Source organism: Chryseobacterium amylolyticum, assembly GCF_051011775.1.
GTDB lineage: Bacteria > Bacteroidota > Bacteroidia > Flavobacteriales > Weeksellaceae > Chryseobacterium.
The window spans coordinates 188,266-209,273 of sequence record NZ_JBPCHX010000002.1 but is presented as its reverse complement, the minus strand read 5'-3'; the positions used below and the strand labels follow the sequence as shown (position 1 = coordinate 209,273).

The following is a 21,008-nucleotide window of genomic DNA, read 5'->3' as shown; positions in this document are numbered from 1 at the left end:
ATTAAAAAACTCTGTAAAGATTAAAACCAAAGAAAATATGTCCCTTTCCCCATGCTCCGGTGGCATTGGTAAGATATCCGATATCAGAATTAATCTGGGAGTTTGTAAGTAAAAGCTGGAACACATGTCCTCCGGTTTCTATATCTACCCCTAGTGACAGTGGGTTTTTATAAAAACTGTGATCGTCAAAATTCACAAAGTATTCTGCATTCACAGAAACTCTTTTTGAAACTTTATAGCGTCCTCCCAAACCTGCCAAAAACTGATTTTTGTTTTCAATAGTAGGTTCGTAAAGGTTTTTATGAACAAAAGAAGGTGTAAGCTGTAACGAAAGCTTATCATTGAATCTTCTTGAAATTAATGCCTGTGTAAGATAAGAAAGTCTGTCACTGAATGTAAGGTGTGGATAGGTCTCTTTTTTCAGCTCCGTATTGGCAGCCATTACATTGTATCCCACAATATCTACCGGGAAATTTTCATTTTGTCTTACCAGCCTGTATTTTACGGCTCCTTCAAACGTTTTCATATTTGTTTCTCTGGACAGGCTTACTGAAATGGCATCTGAGATACCGTAGATCACTCCCAGTTTGGTTGAGGCATGATCCAGACCGAAAAAGTCTTTGAAACCTGCACTTACATCTCCAAATCTATGGGCCACCACGATATACCATTCTTTTTTAGCAGCCAGTTTTGTTGATTGCCCGGTAGCAATCTGAAGGGCTTTAAAGGCAGGTTGTGAAGTTTCCGTATTGGTTTTAACCGTGTCGATATCTTTCAGCAGGTCTTCCTGTGCAAAGGCAAGACCCGAAGAAAATACCGACAAAAATAAGAGAGTTTTTGTCATATACAATTTGAATTAAATTATGATACAACAAACTTATTGAGTTCCCAATTCAAAATCAGGTGATAAAAGTCACCAGTCGAATTGTTTTTATCAATTACAGAAATAAACTTTTCAAACAATTGAAATTAGACTATCCTAACATTTTCATTTACAGCAACTTTTATTCCTTCTTTAGTCTGAACAATTTCTCCTTCGCTTTCAATTTTTTTCAAAACCCTGCTTACTACTTCCCTGGAAGTTCCCAGACTGCTGGCAATTTCACGGTGAGTGATCTTAATAGGATTGTTTCCGGTGGACAAAATCTGCTGTTTGATATAATTCAAAACCCTCTTATCCAACTTGTGAAAAACAGCATCATTTACCATATTCATCACTTCGGAAAACCGGCGGTCATATTCATGGTAAAACAGTTTGTTGATCTCCGGGAATCTGATCAGCCATTCATGCATTACAGAAACAGGGATGAGAATCGCTTTGGAATCTTCTTCAGCAATAGCATATACTCTACTGATATAATCCGTCAGAATAGAAGAAAAAGTCATAAGACAGCTATCTTTCGGTTTAATATAATAATAGATAAGTTCTCTCCCATCATTAAGAGTAAAAACCTTGATAGAACCTTTTATTAAAAAGGGAACAAATTTATTTTTCTGCCCTTCCCTTATGATTTCTGTTTTTGCTTTTATATCAATAACAACAGCATGCTTTTCGAGCTCGGATAAAAAATCAGCGCCAAGAAAGCCAAATTTACTTACAGCGAACGAATTATCAATCATATCTTATATTTTCTACATTTTCATAAACAAAGATATAAAAATGATATATCGTTACTATATATTTTTAAGTTATTAAAGAAAATTAACAATTGATCAAAATCAGTTTTATTCTTTCTTATCTAATGGCATAAAAATACCCTGGCCAAAACCAGGGCATTTTATCATCACAAACTTTATGGAGTAAGTTTTTGAATTTAAAATCTGTATTTAACGTTGAACCCATAAAAGAAATAAGCTTTTCCGGGGCCGGGATTAAGATCTGTCGGAACTGTGTAGTTACTTCCTTTATCTGAATCATTGATATTATTTCCCAAGAATAAAAATGTATAGTTGGTCTGGTTCGTAAGATTATTGCCCATCACATACAGGTCCAGATCCAGTTTATTGAATGACTTTTTAAACCCTAATTTTGAATTAAGCAATCCAAAGCCTTTTACCAGATTCGCATTGTTAAAATCTGAATATACATTTCCAAGATAATTATAGGTATTCACAAGATAAAATCCTGGTTTGGTAAAAATATCCAATCCTACAGCGTATTTATTCCTCGGAACTCCTACCACTGATTTGTGATCATAAGTTTCTTTTTTTCCTCCAGCTATGGTTGTAAAATCTTTATACTTTGCATCATAATAAGAAAGATTTACAAAAGGAACAATTCTTTCGATAAAAGAATCTTCTGCTCTGTACTGATACCCTACGCTAAACTCAAGTCCTGTATTTTTCTGACTTCCGGTATTAGCCCAGTACGTTTGTCCGCTTGTATTGCCTGGTAAAAGCAGCTGTGTAAGCTTATCGGAATAGTCTATTCTGAATGCTGAAATACGGTAATCTAATTTTGTGTTGAGTAAAAGCCCATGTACACTGAAATCCAGCATTCTTGCACGCTCAGGTTTCAGATCATCATTTACAGTGTTGGTGGCCGTTATAAACGAAGAAGCTGCCGTAGGAGAATTGTAGCCTTCACTATAGCTTAGATTAAAGATCTGATGTTTCCATTCTTTCTGTAAGGCAAAGTGAGGCGTATAGGCCATGTCATATTTCTTATTGAAAGACTGGTCCTTACGGCCGGCGACCAACCCCGGCAAAGCAAAAAGGTCTTTTCTGTCATAGTTGGTTCTGTTACCGCTTATTCCTGCCAGCAATGTAAGTCCCCAGGGCTTATAAGTCAGATAATCGATCACAAAATAAGTAGATTGATTATTATTATACTTAAAATAAGAGGCTCCGGACATGCCTGTGGTCAGTAATGGTTGTGACGGGTTAGTCCCATCGAAGCGATAACTGGAAGTTGTAGAAACAGAATTCTGTATCTCAGCCCCAAAATCCAGTCGGTTTTCAAAGTCTTTAAATTCATTTTTCAGGGTAAAAGTAGAGCGCAAGCCTACGTTAGGGGAACTTGTCACTCCATATGCTCCTGCTGAAACACTTTCTGTATTTCCGTTATAATAAAATAAAGTGGTATAATTTCTCAGGTTTGAGGTAAGGCTTACGGAATTACTCAATCCTACTCTTGTGGATTTTATTTTTGTGCCGGCATTTTTACTGATATATGCGGTATTTCCGTTATCAATCCCTGCATAATAATCAGCATATGAAATCTGTCCTGAAGTATGTTCATAGGAATAAGCCTGACTTGCAAAGAAACTTAACTGATCTTTCTTGCTTAATTTGACCGTACCATTGACATTGAAAAAGTTTTTCAAACCGCCTCCGTTTGGTCTGTATCCATCTGTTTCAAGATGTCCGTATGCAGCGCTTATTGAATAGTTATCATCGGCAACATTCAGCTGTGTTCTTGACTGAAAGGTTTTGAAAGCACCCAACATAGCATTTTCTGAAACTGATGCTCCTTTTGTAAAATCCGGACGCGTATAGAAACGAACTGCTCCACCTACACCTCCTCCATACATGGTTGCAGCGGGACCTTTAATCACTTCAACGTTGGTCACATAAGCAAAATCCACATCGTCCAAAACGGTGATTCCTTCGGCGTTGGTTAAAGGCATATTATTCCAATAGGCTTTTACTCCCCAGTTATTAAATTTCTGATCATTCCCATATCCTCTCAGGACGAGCCTCTGTCCTCCGAAATTTGTCCGTTTATCTACCTGAAGTCCTGGCATTGTGGATAGAGTCTGGTCGATTGCTGCGGGATTATTTCTGTTAAGATCTTCTTCAGACAGGGTTTCTACAGATTGTGCATGTCTTTTGAATTCTGCGCGTTCCTGCTTAATTTTTTTTCTTCCAAGGATATTGACCTCATCAATTGATCCTTCCTGTGTCTGCTGAGCATGTGCAATAGTACAGCCTAACAAAGCTGCTATGCCTATATATTTTTTCATTATTTAAATTTATTACCATTAATATCATATTTCATTGTAGCATCAATGAATTTCCGGAGGGGGAAAAATAATGGATAAATAATGAGTATTTTCCTGTTGATTATAATGTTTGGAAATGGTTTTTAAGAAGTGATTTGAAAAAAAACGGAATTCCTTTTTTTCAAAAACAGCAAAGAAGCCTGGTGTCTTAAGGATGCTTTTATTGTTACCGGGAAGGTCAATCTGCAGCTTTAAGCATGTTTTTTTAAAAGCGAATTTTTTGGAAAAGTCTAATAAAGAATTGATGATAATATCTTTTTTATCAATATAACAGAAAAAATATTTTTTTCCATTCACTGTACTGATCCGGATAATATCATAGGAAAATCCATGAAGTATAAATTCTTTTTCTTCTTTCCATTCTGCTTCAGTGAGATCTTTTTCGGTAAAACAGATCGTTTCGGATTTCCTGAAATTATTCTTTGCAATACTGTATTGTGTCTTTTCATACAGTTCTCTTTTAACATGAGAAACTACAGAATACATCACATTGCTGAATAATATGATTACCGGAAAACAGAGCAAAATAAAAAGTAGTTTTTTATTCAAAGATTGAAATTAATTTTAAGGTGCAGGTTCTTCAGATGTTTCTACGGATATAAATTTTTCAAAATTTATTTTATGCAATACCTGTGATCCTTTTACAGTATATTCTATCCAATTGTCTTTTGGATTTAATTTTTGCGGAACAGGATTTTCTACAGATGACCCAGCCGGCATCTGATCAGCAGTCTTTATATCATCATCATTTTTATAGGGAAGATTTCCGCTTATTGTTATTGTATTTCCTGTATTCTTCTGCACAAATGGAATGGTATTTCCTTCCGCCCTAAAAGTTTTTACAGTGATGACACTGTTATTTTTCTGCTTCAGTTTAATAGTATATATTGCTCCCCTTACTCCAGCTCTTCCTCCTATCCATTCTTTTTTTTCAGCAGACATCACGGATACTGTCTTATCCTGAGATAAAGAGGATACCGGCATCCCGCAGGAAGCCAGCATCCAAAATAATATTAAATACAATTGATTATTCATTTCCTAATCATCATCACCTCCGGTACGTCCCAATACCAGGAAGTTACCGCTATATACGATTTCACCTTTAGACTCGGCTTTCAAAATATAATTTCCAGGTACGAGTTTTTGTCCAAACTCTTCATCAGACTTTACATTTTTCTTACTGTATACTAATCTTCCCGAGCCATCCACTATGCTTATATCCACACTGCTGTATTTAGCAGTATCAAATCTCAAATGAGAAATTCCTTTTGAAGGATTCGGATATATAATGTTCATGTCTTTCTTAGATTTAGTTTCAGCTGTTGACAAAGCAGGTACTGTATTTTGGGTTGTCCATGCTCCTCTCCCATATGTAGAAACCAAAACTGTTTTGGTAACAGGTCTGTAATCTAAGTTGGTAATTCTTACATTTCCTATATTCCCTGTCACTGAAGCCCATTCCGGAGTTGTTGCAAGGAAATTAGTTGTTCCCCAAACTCCCATTTCGGTTCCTACCAGCACTTCATTCGGATTGTCCGGGTTTCTGAGTACTGTTCTTACCGGCATATCAGGAAGGTTTCCTTCTTTGTTCTGCCAGGTTGTTCCTCCATCTGTAGAATAAAACACACTGGTAAGATTATAATTGGAGAAAGTTACGATAATTTCATTTTCGTTGGCACCAAATTCTATATCAGAAACAGTTCCTGTTACCGGTGAGGTTAACAAAGTTGCTGCATATGCTGTGGTGTTGGCATTTGTTACTTTAAAAATTCTTCCCAGATTGGTTCCTACAAAAAGTGTTGTGGAAGCAGTTGTATACGGAGATACTTTCATCCATGAAATCTGCTCGTTTGTTTGTGCTGTTCCCACTGTAACCACATTATTAGTAAAAGATGTTGCAGATGCCGAAAGCCCGCTTGTCCTGAAAAGTGTCAGCCCGGAACGGTAAGAATAGAAAACATCATTGGTTCTGTCTAAAGCAATTTCGTTTACAAAATGCCCCATGTTTCTGTTAGCACTGGTAGAAATAAGGTAATACGAGTTGTTAGTCAATAAATAGTGGCTATTGTAAACATAACTTGCAATTTCATAATTATCCTGATCGTCATACTCGGTATACATTCCGTCTCCCCCTGTAGCAGATTGAGAGGTAAGGAAATTATTTGCCTGGGGTACTCCATACAGCCACCAGGAACCATTATCCTGTGCGCCTGCCAGCAGCTCCTCATTAGCCGGTGTTTTTATCGGGTTCAGCATGGCTGAGTAAAACTGAGTGACGTTATACCTGGTATTTCTGGAGGCAAACCCACCTGCAACGCCGATATTAGCTTTATTGGCGGCATAATAGAGTCCTCCGTCATTTCCAAACATCATTTGCCCTGTTCCATAATTATTGTAAGGATTGAATACAATTTCATGCTGGTCTGCATGTACCTGTGAAACCTGCAAAGCGGCCATGTTATTGTTATTGGACCACTTGGAGATCTGCGTCCAGCTTGTTCCACCATTGGTAGATTTATATAAATCGATCCCTCCTATATACAGTGTATTATCATCCAGAGGATCTGCCGCAATGATCAGGTCATAATAAGACTGCCCTCTTGTAAAGTCATTGGCAGGAATACTTGTATCTGCTGCGGTAGGCAATGCCAAAACAGGTGCAGCATCATTAGTTGCCTGCCAGGTTGTTCCTCCATCTGTAGATTTGGCAATTCTGATAGGTTCTGAAGAAGATGCTCCCTGCATGAATGCATATATTTTATTGGCATCTGTTCTGGAAAGTGTAAAATTAACTCTTGAGCCACTGTTTCCTACGTTATACACCTGATTAAATGTATTCCCGTCAGCAGATTTAAAAATTCGTCCTCCGGAATCTATATTTGAGAACCTGGAAGATCTGGTAGAAACCCACACTGCGTTATCTGCCCCTATTTCTATCTGTTGTATGGAATATCCGGTTGTACTGGTTACCCCGGTAGTTGTATTAAGAGCTAATAAGCTGTTATTTTTTGTAAATGTAGCTCCTCCGTCTGTAGATTTGTACAATCCAGCCTGACTTAATCCCTGCCATCCGTCGTTAAATGAAATTCCTACATAAGAACCACTTACTCCGGCATATATTTCAGAAACTCCATTATTATTTCTTACTTTGATATCATTAATATAAAAGTTACCGTTTCTTACTCCGGATGAAGAATAAGTAACCGGAATGGTGAAAATCTGGGTCCATGTTGTACCACCGTCAGTAGATTTCCATATTCCCGATCCTATTGCATCTCCAGTTGGGGCTTCCCCTGTTCCTACATAAAAAATCTGTGGGTTGTTTGGATCGTAAGTAATACTTGAAATGGAAGTATTCGCCCAGAATGTACTTAATGGCTGCCATTCATTAGCTGCTACAGAAGGATCCTGATTTACCCAAAGTCCTCCGGAAACACTTCCTGCAAAAACCCGTTTACCTGTAGCGTCATTTGGGTCGTACATGATTGCCCTTGTTCTCCCTCCTACGCTATACGGACCTCTTTCAATCCATGGTTCATTCACTATTTTACTTGTAGCAGAGGCATTACTGGAAATAAAAGACATAGGCTGTGAAGGTTGGTATTTACCTGTTAGGATATCTTCGTTTACCTTTGCCAGCCCTTCAAAGTTTGTTCTCCCTGTTACAGGATCCATGGTTCTTTTATAATCTTCCTCATTGTATAAATTAGGAGGTATTCCTGCCGCTTTTGCAATTTTATGGGCCTTTTTAAGGTCTTTGTCATATTTAGCATAAAGCTCCTGCAGATGTTTTTGATTGTCCTTAAGTGTATTTTGCTTTTGTGCATATACATTCATGCAGAGTAAGGCCGCTGCAATAGGGTAGATTTTCATTTCATTCAATTTTTTACAAATTTAATAAAGAAAAATGGATTATTTAACCAATTTAAATGAATTATTAATAATTTATAACAAAATATTAACATTAATGTATTAAATTAAGTTATTTGCATTTTTTTAGTATATTTTTAAAATAAAATTGCGAAAAATAAAAAAAAATGAAAAAAGAAACCGATTAGTGAATTATATGCAAAAAGCAGGTAACAAAAAATGCCCTGATAAAAACCAGGGCATTCTTTATTTATTGTAAAAGAAATCTTACGCTTGAACGTTGTTTCCTCCTAATACGAAAGGCTCAACTTCTTTGATTTCTCCGAACTGCTGCTCGTAGTTAGCGATGTTCTGTTGAAGAGCGTTTAATACTCTTTTAGCGTGAAGTGGAGCAAGAATTACTCTTGATCTTACTTTCGCCTGCTGAACACCTGGCATCAACTGAATAAAGTCTACTACAAATTCAGATGGAGAGTGGTTTACTAAAGCTAGGTTAGCATAGATACCAGCAGCTACCATTTCGTTTAATTCGATGTTGATGTTTCCGTCTTGTGGATTTTGATTGTTGTCCATTGTTATAAATTATGTTTTTAAAATTCGAAATTTGAGATTGTGAAAATATAAAAATAATTTCAAATCCCAAATTTCAAATCATTAATTTTAGTTAAGGTCTTCGAATTCCTTCTTAGAACCTACAATAACGTTCTGATACTCTTTAAGACCTGTACCTGCAGGAATTCTGTGACCTACAATTACATTTTCTTTAAGACCGTTAAGATCGTCTATCTTACCAGCAACTGCTGCCTCGTTAAGAACTTTAGTGGTTTCCTGGAACGATGCTGCAGACATGAATGATTTAGTCTGAAGGGCAGCTCTTGTAATACCTTGCAGTACAGGAGTTGCTGTAGCAGGAAGAGCTTCTCTTACTTCTACCAATGCTAAATCTTCACGCTTCAACTTAGAGTTTTCATCTCTTAATTCTCTTGCAGTAATCATCTGACCTGGTTTGAATTCTTTAGAATCACCAGCATCTACTACTACTTTAAGACCGAATACTCTGTTGTTTTCTTCCAAGAAATCATACTTGTGCTCAAGAGCTCCTTCAAGGAACTGAGTATCACCTCCATCCACGATAGATACTTTCGTCATCATCTGTCTTACGATAATTTCGAAGTGCTTGTCGTCGATTTTTACCCCCTGTAGACGGTAAACTTCCTGGATCTCATTTACTAAGTATTCCTGAACGGCTGTTGGACCTTTAATTCTTAAGATATCTTCCGGTGTGATAGAACCGTCAGAAAGCGGAGAACCTGCTCTTACGAAGTCATTCTCCTGAACAAGAATCTGGTTGGAAAGTTTTACCAGGTAAATCTTTCTTTCACCAGTTTTAGCCTCAACAATAAGTTCACGGTTACCTCTCTTGATTTTTCCGTAAGAAACTACCCCGTCGATTTCAGTAACAACCGCTGGGTTTGAAGGGTTTCTTGCTTCGAATAATTCGGTAACTCTCGGAAGACCTCCGGTGATATCCCCTGCTTTTGCAGATTTTCTCGGGATCTTGATCAAGACTTTACCAGCCTTAATTTTTTCGCCATCGTTAACCATCAAGTGGGCTCCTACCGGTAAGTTGTAAGCTTTTTGCTCAACTCCTTTAGAGTCTACCACTTTCAAGGTAGGTACGGCTTTCTTATTTCTGGATTCAGAGATTACTTTCTCTTCAAATCCTGTCTGTTCGTCAATTTCAAGCTGGAATGAAATACCCTGGATGATATCCTCGTATTCTACCTTACCTGAAGTTTCAGCAATGATAACCGCGTTATACGGATCCCATCTACAGATTGTATCTCCTTTCTTCACTTTATCACCCGGTTTTACAGATAATATCGATCCGTAAGGTACGTTAGCTACCATTAATGGAGTTCTTGACTCATTATCAGCAACTAATCTGAATTCTGTTGAACGAGAAACCACAACCTCAGCAGTATTACCGTTTTCATCTTCAGAAGTAATTGTTCTTACTTCATCCATTTCAACGATACCATCTCTTCTTGCCACGATAGATGGGTTTTCTGATACGTTTCCTGCAGTACCCCCCTGGTGGAAAGTTCTCAACGTAAGCTGAGTACCCGGTTCCCCAATTGACTGTGCTGCAATTACACCTACCGCTTCGCCCATGTGGATCATCTTACCTGTTGCTAAGTTTCTACCGTAACATTTCGCACAGATACCTTTCTTCGCCTCACAAGTTAATGGTGAACGAACCTCAACAGCTTCTAATCCGGCTTCTTCAATTCTCTTCGCTAATTGCTCAGTAATTACCTGGTCAGCCTCAGTGATTAATTCATCTGTTTCAGGATCGTAAATATTATGAAGAGATACTCTACCCAAGATTCTTTCAGAGATTTTTTCAACGATCTCGTCATTTTTCTTAAGTGCAGTAACTTCTGTACCTCTTAGTGTTCCACAGTCGTCTTCTGTAACGATAACGTCCTGTGCAACGTCTACCAATCTTCTCGTTAAGTAACCGGCATCGGCTGTCTTAAGAGCGGTATCCGCAAGACCTTTACGGGCACCGTGGGTAGAGATAAAGTACTCTAGAATCGAAAGACCTTCCTTAAAGTTGGCAAGGATCGGGTTTTCGATGATTTCCGCTCCGGTAGAACCAGCTTTTTGCGGTTTCGCCATCAAACCTCTCATCCCTGATAACTGACGGATCTGTTCCTTAGAACCCCTCGCCCCAGAGTCAAGCATCATGTATACAGAGTTGAAACCACCCTGGTCAGTTTTCATTCTGCTCATGATCATTTCAGTTAATCCGGCGTTGGTATTAGTCCAAACGTCGATTACCTGGTTATAACGTTCTGTATCTGTAATCAGACCCATGTTATAGTTAGCTCTGATTTCGTCTACCGTTTCGATTGATTGTGCAATCATCTGTTTTTTCTCAACAGGAACTACGATATCTCCAAGTGAGAAAGAAAGACCTCCTTTGAATGCGTTTGAATACCCTAAGTCTTTCATTGCATCAAGGAACTTCACAGTTGTAGGGAAATCTGTATCAGCAAGGATCTTACCGATAACATTTCTCAATGATTTTTTGGTAAGAAGTTCATTGATATATCCTACCTGCTTAGGTACAATCTGGTTGAACAGGATTCTACCAACAGTAGTTTCGATCAGTCTTGTTACAATTTCTCCGTTTTCCTTAACAGGTAATTTACATCTTACCTTAGCATTTAAGGAAACTTTTCCTTCTGCGTAAGCGATTTCCGCTTCTTCAGGAGAATAGAATGCAAGACCTTCTCCTTTTACTTTCATGGTATCAGTAGAGCTTAATTCTTTAGTCATGAAATAAAGACCAAGAACCATGTCCTGAGATGGTACCGTAATTGGAGAACCGTTTGCAGGGTTCAGGATATTTTGAGAACCTAACATCAATAACTGAGCTTCAAGGATCGCTTCTGGTCCTAACGGTAAGTGTACCGCCATCTGGTCACCATCGAAATCGGCGTTGAAGGCCGTAGTTACCAACGGGTGCAGCTGGATTGCCTTACCTTCGATCATCTTAGGCTGGAAAGCCTGAATACCCAGTCTGTGAAGAGTAGGTGCCCTGTTCAATAGTACCGGGTGACCTTTCATCACGTTTTCAAGGATATCATAAACTACCGGTTCTTTTCTGTCGATAATTCTCTTCGCAGATTTTACTGTTTTTACAATACCTCTTTCAATCAGTTTTCTAATGATGAACGGTTTGTAAAGTTCAGCAGCCATATCTTTAGGAATACCACATTCGTGAAGCTGTAAGTTCGGACCTACAACAATTACCGAACGCGCAGAGTAGTCAACCCTTTTCCCTAGTAAGTTCTGACGGAAACGACCTTGCTTACCTTTCAATGAATCAGAAAGTGATTTCAATGGTCTGTTTGATTCAGATTTTACTGCAGAAGATTTTCTTGTGTTATCGAATAATGAATCTACTGATTCCTGAAGCATACGCTTCTCGTTTCTCAGGATTACTTCAGGAGCTTTGATCTCCAATAATCTCTTCAAACGGTTATTTCTGATGATAACTCTTCTATAAAGGTCATTCAAGTCAGAAGTAGCGAAACGTCCTCCATCCAATGGAACCAATGGTCTTAGCTCCGGTGGTATAACAGGAAGCACACGCATAATCATCCACTCCGGTCTGTTGATCATTCTTGTATTAGCACCTCTCAATGCTTCTACAACGTTCAATCTCTTAAGAGCTTCAGTTCTTCTTTGTTTTGAACCTTCGTTGTGAGCTTTGTGTCTCAAGTCGAAAGACAATGCATCAAGATCGATTCTTTTCAAAAGATCTTCCACAGCTTCAGCACCCATTCTGGCGATGAATTTGTTTGGATCGGAATCATCAAGATACTGGTTTTCTACAGGAAGAGTTTCCATGATGTCAAGGTACTCTTCTTCTGTAAGGAATTCCATATTTTCAAAATCAGAACCGTCTAATTTTTTAGCAATACCCTGCTGAATCACTACATATCTTTCGTAGTAGATGATCATATCTAATTTCTTAGAAGGAATTCCCAAAAGGTATCCGATTTTGTTTGGTAATGAACGGAAATACCAGATGTGTGCAATTGGAACTACAAGATTAATGTGCCCGATTCTCTCTCTTCTTACTTTTTTCTCAGTAACTTCTACTCCACAACGGTCACAAACGATCCCTTTGTAACGAATTCTCTTGTATTTACCACAAGCACATTCGTAATCCTTTACAGGACCAAAGATTTTCTCACAGAATAGCCCGTCTCTTTCAGGCTTGTGAGTTCTGTAGTTAATAGTTTCCGGTTTTAAAACCTCCCCTCTTGAGTCCTGTAAAATAGACTCCGGTGAAGCTAAACCGATGGTTATTTTATTAAATCTACTTGATTTATTTTTATTTGACATAATTTTTTTTAGATTTTAGATTTCAGATTTCAGATTTCAGACGAAATCATCATTCCAAATTCAAGGATTATAAAATTCTTAGAGTGCCATAGTCTGACATCTTGTGTCTGACATCTGATATCTTACTCCTCCAATCTTACGTCTAATCCAAGACCTTGTAACTCGTGAAGTAATACGTTGAATGATTCCGGAATACCTGGTTCAGGCATAGATTCACCTTTCGCAATAGCTTCATAAGTTTTTGCTCTACCAATCACGTCATCCGACTTCACAGTCAGGATTTCTCTCAGGATATTAGATGCACCGAATGCTTCAAGTGCCCAAACCTCCATCTCTCCGAATCTCTGACCTCCGAACTGAGCTTTACCTCCTAACGGCTGCTGAGTAATCAATGAGTAAGGACCAATAGAACGTGCGTGCATTTTGTCATCAACCATGTGTCCCAGCTTCAGCATATAAATAACACCTACAGTTGCAGCCTGAGTAAATCTTTCTCCGGTACCACCATCATAAAGGTAAGTGTGACCGAATTTAGGAAGACCTGCCTTGTCTGTATATTCAGTAATCTGATCAAGAGTTGCCCCATCAAAGATTGGTGTAGCGAACTTCATTCCCAGTTTCTGACCAGCCCATCCAAGAACTGTTTCATAGATCTGTCCGATGTTCATACGTGAAGGTACCCCAAGTGGATTCAATACGATATCTACCGGTGTTCCGTCTTCAAGGAATGGCATATCTTCTTCACGAACGATTCTTGAAACGATACCTTTGTTACCGTGACGTCCTGCCATCTTATCTCCTACATTCAGCTTACGTTTCTTAGCGATGTAAACTTTAGCCAGCTTCATGATACCTGCCGGAAGCTCGTCTCCGATTGAAATTGCGAATTTCTCACGGTTTTTAACCCCCTGGATGTCGTTGTATTTGATTTTGTAATTGTGAATCAATTGTTTGATCAATTCATTCTTGTCAGCGTCTACTGTCCAGTCTGAACCGCTAACGTTTACATAATCTTCAACTGAAGTTAATAACTTGTGAGTGAATTTCACACCTTTACCGATGATCTCTTCGTCAAGGTCATTATGTACCCCCTGAGAAGTTTTACCGCTTACCAGTGTATTTAATTTTTCAATTAAAGTATTTCTCAACTCATCAAACTTAGCCTTGTAAGTGTTTTCAATTTCTTCAAGTTTAAGTTTTTCTTCAGTTCTTTTCTTTTTGTCTTTAATATTTCTGGAGAACAATTTCTTGTTGATAACAACTCCTCTTAATGAAGAGTCAGCTTTCAATGAAGCATCCTTCACATCACCTGCTTTATCACCGAAGATTGCTCTAAGAAGTTTTTCTTCAGGAGTCGGGTCAGATTCACCTTTTGGAGTGATTTTACCAATCATGATATCTCCAGGCTTCACTTCAGCACCAATTCTGATCATACCGTTCTCGTCAAGATCTTTGGTAGCTTCTTCAGATACGTTTGGAATATCTGCTGTAAGCTCTTCCATACCTAATTTGGTATCACGAACTTCAAGGGAATATTCATCTACGTGGATTGAAGTAAACCAGTCTTCACGTACAACTTTTTCGTTGATTACGATCGCATCCTCGAAATTGTATCCTTTCCAAGGCATGAACGCTACCACTAAGTTTCTACCAAGAGCCAATTCTCCTTTTTCAGTAGCATAACCGTCACAAAGTACCTGTCCTTTTTCCACTACATCACCTACTCTTACGTTTGGTCTTAGGGTAATGGTTGTACTCTGGTTGGTTTTTCTGAACTTAGTAAGGTTGTATGTTTTCGTAGCAGACTCGAATTGTACTAAATCCTCGTCTTCACTTCTTTCATATTTAATAACGATTTTGTCAGCATCTACGTACTGTACAGTACCTGTGCCTTCAGCGTTAATTAAGATTCTTGAATCTCTTGCGACCTGCTGCTCAAGCCCTGTACCCACGATCGGAGCCTGTGGCTTCAACAGAGGAACGGCCTGACGCATCATGTTGGATCCCATCAATGCACGGTTCGCATCATCATGCTCCAGGAATGGAATCAATGAAGCGGAAATACCGGAAATCTGGTTTGGCGCTACGTCGATAAGGTCTACCTGATTAGGTTCCACTACCGGATAGTCACCATCCAATCTTGCAATAATTCTATCTGTTTCGAAATCACCGTTATCGTTCAATTCAACGTTTGCCTGAGCAATTACCTTAGCTTCTTCGTCTTCTGCATTTAAGTAAATAGGATCAGCATTAAGATCGACCTTACCGCCTTCCACTTTTCTATATGGAGTTTCGATGAAACCTAGATTATTGATTTTTGCATAGATCCCTAAAGATGAAATCAAACCGATGTTTGGTCCTTCCGGAGTTTCAATCGGACAGATTCTTCCGTAGTGAGTATGGTGAACGTCTCGAACCTCGAAACCTGCTCTTTCTCTTGATAAACCACCAGGTCCTAGTGCCGATAATCTTCTCTTGTGAGTGATCTCTGACAGAGGGTTGGTTTGGTCCATGAACTGAGACAGCTGGTTGGTACCGAAGAATGAGTTGATTACAGACGTTAATGTCTTAGCATTTACAAGGTCAAGCGGAGTAAAGATTTCGTTATCTCTAACGTTCATTCTTTCCTTGATTGTTCTTGCAATTCTTGAAAGACCTACACCGAACTGTCCTGCTAATTGCTCACCAACAGTTTTAATTCTTCTGTTTGATAAGTGGTCGATATCATCAACCTCAGCCTTAGAGTTTACAAGCTCGATAAGGTGTCTTACGATAGCAATGATATCTTCTTTGGTAAGAACCTCAGTTGTTGTAGGAATGTTAAGACCTAATTTTTTGTTCAGTCTGTAACGTCCCACTTCACCTAGCGAGTATCTCTGCTCAGAGAAGAATAATTTTTCAATGATTCCTCTTGCCGTTTCCTCATCTGGCGGATCTGCGTTTCTTAACTGACGATAGATGTACTCTACCGCTTCTTTTTCAGAGTTGGTAGGGTCTTTTTGTAATGTATTCTGGATGATAGAGAATTCATTGCTGTTTTCTTTGTGAATCAGGATTGATTTCACACCAGCATCCAGGATAAGATCCAAGTGTTCTTTTTCAAGGATGGTTTCTCTATCCAGGATGATCTCGTTTCTTTCGATAGAAACTACTTCCCCTGTATCTTCGTCTACGAAGTCTTCGAACCATGTGTTCAATACTCTCGCAGCCAATGTTCTCCCTTCCACTTTTTTAAGCGCAGCTTTAGAAACTTTCACTTCTTCAGCAAGGTCGAAGATCTGAAGGATATCCTTATCAGACTCATACCCGATAGCTCTTAATAAAGTTGTTAATGGTAATTTTTTCTTACGGTCGATATACGCGTACATTACGCTGTTGATATCCGTTGTAAATTCCATCCAAGATCCTTTGAAAGGAATAATTCTTGAATAGTAAAGTTTGGTTCCGTTAGCGTGGTAAGTCTGTCCGAAGAATACACCAGGTGAACGGTGAAGCTGCGTAACGATAACTCTCTCAGCACCGTTGATGATGAAAGAACCACTTGGTGTCATATAAGGAACCGGACCTAAATATACATCCTGAACCACAGTCTGGAAATCTTCGTGTTCCGGGTCAGTACAGTACAGTTTAAGTCTAGCTTTTAGAGGAACTGAATAAGTAAGTCCTCTTTCCACACACTCATCAATTGAATAACGTGGAGAATCTACCAGATAGTCTAAGAATTCTAATACGAACTGGTTTCTTGAATCCGTAATTGGGAAATTCTCTTGGAAAGTCTTGTAAAGAGCTTCTGTCTTTCTGGCTTCAGGAAGTGTATCAAGCTGGAAAAACTCTCTGAAAGACTCGATTTGGATGTCCAAAAAGTCAGGAGTGATGATTTTTCCTTTCGCTGATGAGAAATTAATTCTCGGATTTCCTTGAGTTGTTGATTTTGTTTTACTCATAAAACTTTTAAGAAAGGGTTAAAAAATATTTTGATTCATTAAAAAATATCAGAAAAGAACAAGAAACAAGGTAAAAGTAAAGGTAGAAGTGTTTTTGGCGCTCACGAAAGACCTTAGGCTCTTTCCACTTTGTACTTGGCTCTTTCTAACTGCAACACTGGTATATCTTTTCACAGCGTAATGCAAAATATTTTTCTTACTTTTGAGGCAGCATGACTGCTGTATTTATATACACGAAATCCCTTCCATGCTTTACACAATGAAAGAGCTGATTTTCAGTATTTTATAAATTTACAAACAATTTTTCGCGCCAAAAGAGGGGCAAAGATACAAAAAATTATCCACAATAACAAATAAATCATCTCATTTTGAGGCTTTTAAAATAAGAGAGGCTGCCCAATATTGAGCAACCCCTCCACAACACAAGCTAATCCTATGATTATTTCACAATAACCTTATAAGATTTTATTTTTGATTGGGTTTCTATTTTAATAATATACACTCCTGCGGGAAGTGAAGATGTATCAATACCTGTACCGGCATTAAACTTATCTGTTTTAACTGCCTGTCCCTGTGCTGAGAACAATGTATATACTCCTTCTTCTGCTGATGAAATTCTAAGATTCTCCCCTGCTTTTACCGGATTTGGATATACTTTTACATCATTCGCCGCATCAGTAATTTCTGTTGCAGTAATTTTTGCTGCAGTATTGGCAGCTTTTAATAATGAAGCATAAGGTGAAAGCGGGGAATCAGGAGATCCTCTCTTCACCAGATCTGTATCTACAACAGCCTGGATACCATCTTTATCTTTATCATCAATAGTAGAAATGAATCCACCACCTAAAGTATCAAGATTTCCTTTTCCGATCTGATAAAGATCCAGGTCTGAGCCATTGGAGGTAATGTCCAGGAAGTCCGGTTTATCATCTCCATCTGTATTTTTGATCGGATACTTCAATACTCCTGAGTCAGGCGAAGTTTCCAGAATGTCTGCAATTCCGTTTTTACCCACCGGAACACCGGCATCAATCACTCCATTATGGTCTGCATCAATCTGATTAATAACAGATGTAGGAATTCCTGATTCGAATAAATCCAAAATACCATCATTATCAGAGTCAAGATCAAGATAATTCGGAACCGAATCTCCCAGTACAGGAGTTAAAAGAATATCCCCTTCATTATCATCATCCTGGAACTTCCCGTTTTTATCAAAATCTTCCACGGCATCCGGAATTCCGTCATTATCAGAATCCTGATCACAGGCATCTACGATACCATCGCCATCCGTATCCAACGCCGGCGATTTGTCATTTACCGCTGTACATCCTTCTGCACAGTCAGGAATACCATTTCCGTTATTATCTATGTTGTCATCACCGCCGTTACATTGGTCGAAACAATTGGGAACCCCATCATTATCATCATCCCTGCTTGCAAAAGCATTGTAGATATAATAGTTTTGAGGAATACGAATTGCCGTTCCGCTGTTGAAAGTAATCTTAATACGGTTAAAAGGTTTTGTCGCTTTTCCTCCCACATAGAATTTATTAGAGTTTGTTGTGAAAAAATTTCCGCTGATAAGACTTCCTGAGCTTGTAAAAGTATCTGTCAGTATATTTCCGTTGTACAATGTTACGGTAATATTCTCCAGAACACTTACCCCAAGAAGGTTTCCTGCTTTTTCTACAGTGAAACCGGCCATTGTGTTGGCAGGAAGTACAGTATTGCTGCTTACTGTTGCAAACGCTGAGAAAATACTCAGAATAGATGCAGCAGGAACGGTAGCGGTGGCATAATTGGAAGGATTATTATCCACAATAGCCTCCGGATTGGTCATTTTAGCTAAAATAAGCCCGAGAAATCCCGGCCCCGATGTCCATGAAGCACCAGTGACCAAATTTCCGGGAACTGACGAGCCGCTTGTCTGTATCTTATCATCACATTCACAAGAAACCGGTTCTTCAAAAGCGTAGTATACTTTTAATGCTCCCAAATTAAATCCTACCGTTTGGGTAACTTTTAATCTTACTTCGTTAAAAGGTTTGGTTGTTGTTAAAGCTACCTTTTGTTTCCCTGAGCCATATCCCAGTACTTTAATATTAATCAGGCCTCCACCGTCAGACAGCTGTTTTGAGTCCTGCAGCTGTCCATACAGATAGGTCTCAATGGTAATATTCTTTAAAAACTCAGCGCTTAAAAGCTTCCCCTGGTCATCCGGCTCAATTACAAATCCGGCTTTGTTGCCTGCAGGATATACCTGGTTTTTATCAAGAACTCCCACTGAATAAGATCCCAGTAATCCGACAGGAAGAACGATTGATCCGTAAGAACTTTTATTTCCATCCCCAATTCTTTCTTTATTCTGAACATAGGAAAGCGGAGCCAGGAAACTGCTGCTTCCGGATACATTACCATCCACACCACTTCCTGCAATGATATCATCACAAATACCATTATTGTCTGTCGGAACCTTTGCAGGATCAAATGCAAATGCATAGTAAACATTCATTGCACTGAACACGGAAAGAACATTAGTCTGATACAGCCTTACTTCATCAAATTCCTTTGATGTTTTAAAATGCAGGAAAATCCTGTTTTTGCTTCCACCGAATGCAGGAACTGATAAAAGTGTACTGCTGGTAGTGGTTTCCTGCAAAACTCCATTTTTATAAGTACTGATTCTCAATGAGCTTAAAAGATCAACAGTAATAAAACTTGTTCCAAGGTCTACATTGAAACCGGTGATGTATCCTGCAGGGTAAGTTGTATTCTTATTTTTTACAGATATTCCGTTTCCACTTAACAAGGAAGCAAAATTTCCCATACTCACGCTGTTATCCAGGCTGGCATCTACCACCGGATTCATACTTCCGTTATAACATGCAAGACAGATCCCTGAGTTATTGACAGGTTTTGCCTCCACGCCCATCCCGCGGATCGGCTCATAACCTTGCTGCGCAAATAATACTACAGACATCACTAAGGTCATGAGCATAGCAGCAGATTTATCGAATAATTTTCTGGTCATTTCTATTTTTTTAAGGTTTGTGTGTTTTTTTAATTAATAAAGAGCTTTCCAGTTAGTCCCGTTACAGCCTTCATGTACTTTTGATGTAGTATTATACCGGATTGCCCCTTCTTCAGCCGCTGAACAGGCTGCATTGGCACCGGATGCAATCCCTTTTATCTGAATAGCAGCCCCCGTAGAAGTAGCAGCAGTAGGGATCATATTGATACCTAAAATGGTATCTGTCCCGTTACTTTTGTTGAAGAAAACATGCTGTTTATTGGCATAAACCATCTGCCCTGCAGCTGCCTGACCTGAGAACCCTATTGCAAAAGCCTCTGTACCGGTAGCTGTATTGGCAGAACCTACAGCAATATTATTTAAAGAGGTTGTATTTCCGCTTCCGATAGCTATTCCTCCACTGTTGTTATGATTATTACCTACTGTAAGCCCGGTAAGTCCTGTTACCGTATTCAGGTTCCCAAAAACTAAATTATTAGGTCCTGTAGCAGTATTGGTATTTCCAATTACTTTAGCTCCATTACTGGCCGTGTTTCCCAGTCCGATAGCTACAGCAGGAAAGTTTCCCTGTGCAGAAACCGTATTATCCTTTCCTAATGCAATATTCGAAGATGAACTGTTAGTAAGTATATTATTGGAGCCCCATGTAAACGATGCGTAAGGACCAGTTGCAGAATTGGCATTTCCTCCCTGCAATGTTCCGTTAATATCTAATATGCCTTTTACATTCTTCTGAGTGGCCAAAACCAGATTCTGACCATCATTTGTTCCCAGATAGTTTCCGGTCCCAATATTGGTTCCTAAAGCAGCCGATGCAGCTGTTGTTCCGGAATTCCCAACTGTACGCCAGCTTCCGCCTAGACTTAACCATTTTGTACCGTCAAAATAATAATAACCTGATGCAAGTACTTCTGCTGTCTGTCCGGTAGGTGCGCTTTCTGCTGCAGTAACATATACTATTGCGCCGGTTTGAGCTGCAGTATAATTTTTGGCTTTTAATTCTGTACCCGTAATCCTGGGAGCAATCAGTCCGTCAAGTTTACTTGTATTGGAAGGTGATCCTACTATATCAAAAGTAGCTTGCGGCAAAGATGTATTAATCCCTAGCTGTGCGTTAATTGATAAACCAGCAGATAAAAGCGCTAATGTGAATAATTTGTTTTTCATTTCAAATGATATTTATGTTTTTATGTATGTGTTTTTTCAGGAAGTAAAATTCTCAGGTGTTTT

General features: G+C 38.8%; 11 protein-coding genes. All 11 read right to left on the bottom strand.

The genetic code is table 11. The features are described 5' to 3' along the window. Position 1: 1 nt before the first annotated feature. Entirely contained in the window at positions 2-844 is an 843-nt protein-coding gene (locus ACR1PO_RS06090) for a DUF5777 family beta-barrel protein (protein ID WP_433986178.1), read from the bottom strand. Positions 845-969: 125 nt separating this feature from the next. After that, positions 970-1,620, bottom strand: a complete 651-nt coding sequence (locus tag ACR1PO_RS06085; protein ID WP_433986177.1) for a Crp/Fnr family transcriptional regulator — start codon at positions 1,618-1,620, stop codon at positions 970-972. A gap of 194 nt (positions 1,621-1,814) precedes the next feature. Next, positions 1,815-3,965: a TonB-dependent receptor gene (locus ACR1PO_RS06080; RefSeq protein WP_433986176.1), complete on the bottom strand. Its 2,151-nt coding sequence runs from the start codon at positions 3,963-3,965 to the stop codon at positions 1,815-1,817. A gap of 42 nt (positions 3,966-4,007) precedes the next feature. After that, on the bottom strand, positions 4,008-4,553 hold the full coding sequence (locus ACR1PO_RS06075) for a hypothetical protein (RefSeq protein WP_433986175.1): 546 nt from the start codon (positions 4,551-4,553) through the stop codon (positions 4,008-4,010). 15 nt (positions 4,554-4,568) lie between these two features. Then, positions 4,569-5,006, bottom strand: a complete 438-nt coding sequence (locus tag ACR1PO_RS06070; RefSeq protein ID WP_433986174.1) for a hypothetical protein — start codon at positions 5,004-5,006, stop codon at positions 4,569-4,571. 36 nt (positions 5,007-5,042) lie between these two features. After that, positions 5,043-7,877 (bottom strand): T9SS type A sorting domain-containing protein, encoded by a 2,835-nt coding sequence (locus ACR1PO_RS06065; RefSeq protein WP_433986173.1) that lies wholly within the window; start codon positions 7,875-7,877, stop codon positions 5,043-5,045. 264 nt (positions 7,878-8,141) lie between these two features. Continuing rightward, positions 8,142-8,447, bottom strand: coding sequence for a DUF3467 domain-containing protein (locus tag ACR1PO_RS06060; protein ID WP_002976436.1), 306 nt, complete (start codon positions 8,445-8,447; stop codon positions 8,142-8,144). Positions 8,448-8,534: 87 nt separating this feature from the next. Next, a complete protein-coding gene (rpoC, locus tag ACR1PO_RS06055) occupies positions 8,535-12,800 on the bottom strand; it encodes a DNA-directed RNA polymerase subunit beta' (protein WP_433986172.1) in 4,266 nt (1,421 codons plus the stop codon). A gap of 122 nt (positions 12,801-12,922) precedes the next feature. Further along, a complete protein-coding gene (gene rpoB / locus ACR1PO_RS06050) occupies positions 12,923-16,744 on the bottom strand; it encodes a DNA-directed RNA polymerase subunit beta (RefSeq protein ID WP_433986171.1) in 3,822 nt (1,273 codons plus the stop codon). 439 nt (positions 16,745-17,183) lie between these two features. After that, entirely contained in the window at positions 17,184-19,778 is a 2,595-nt protein-coding gene (locus ACR1PO_RS06045) for a T9SS type A sorting domain-containing protein (RefSeq protein WP_433986170.1), read from the bottom strand. A gap of 33 nt (positions 19,779-19,811) precedes the next feature. Next, positions 19,812-20,945 (bottom strand): phage tail-like protein, encoded by a 1,134-nt coding sequence (locus ACR1PO_RS06040; RefSeq protein WP_433986169.1) that lies wholly within the window; start codon positions 20,943-20,945, stop codon positions 19,812-19,814. Between the last annotated feature and the right edge of the window lie 63 nt (positions 20,946-21,008).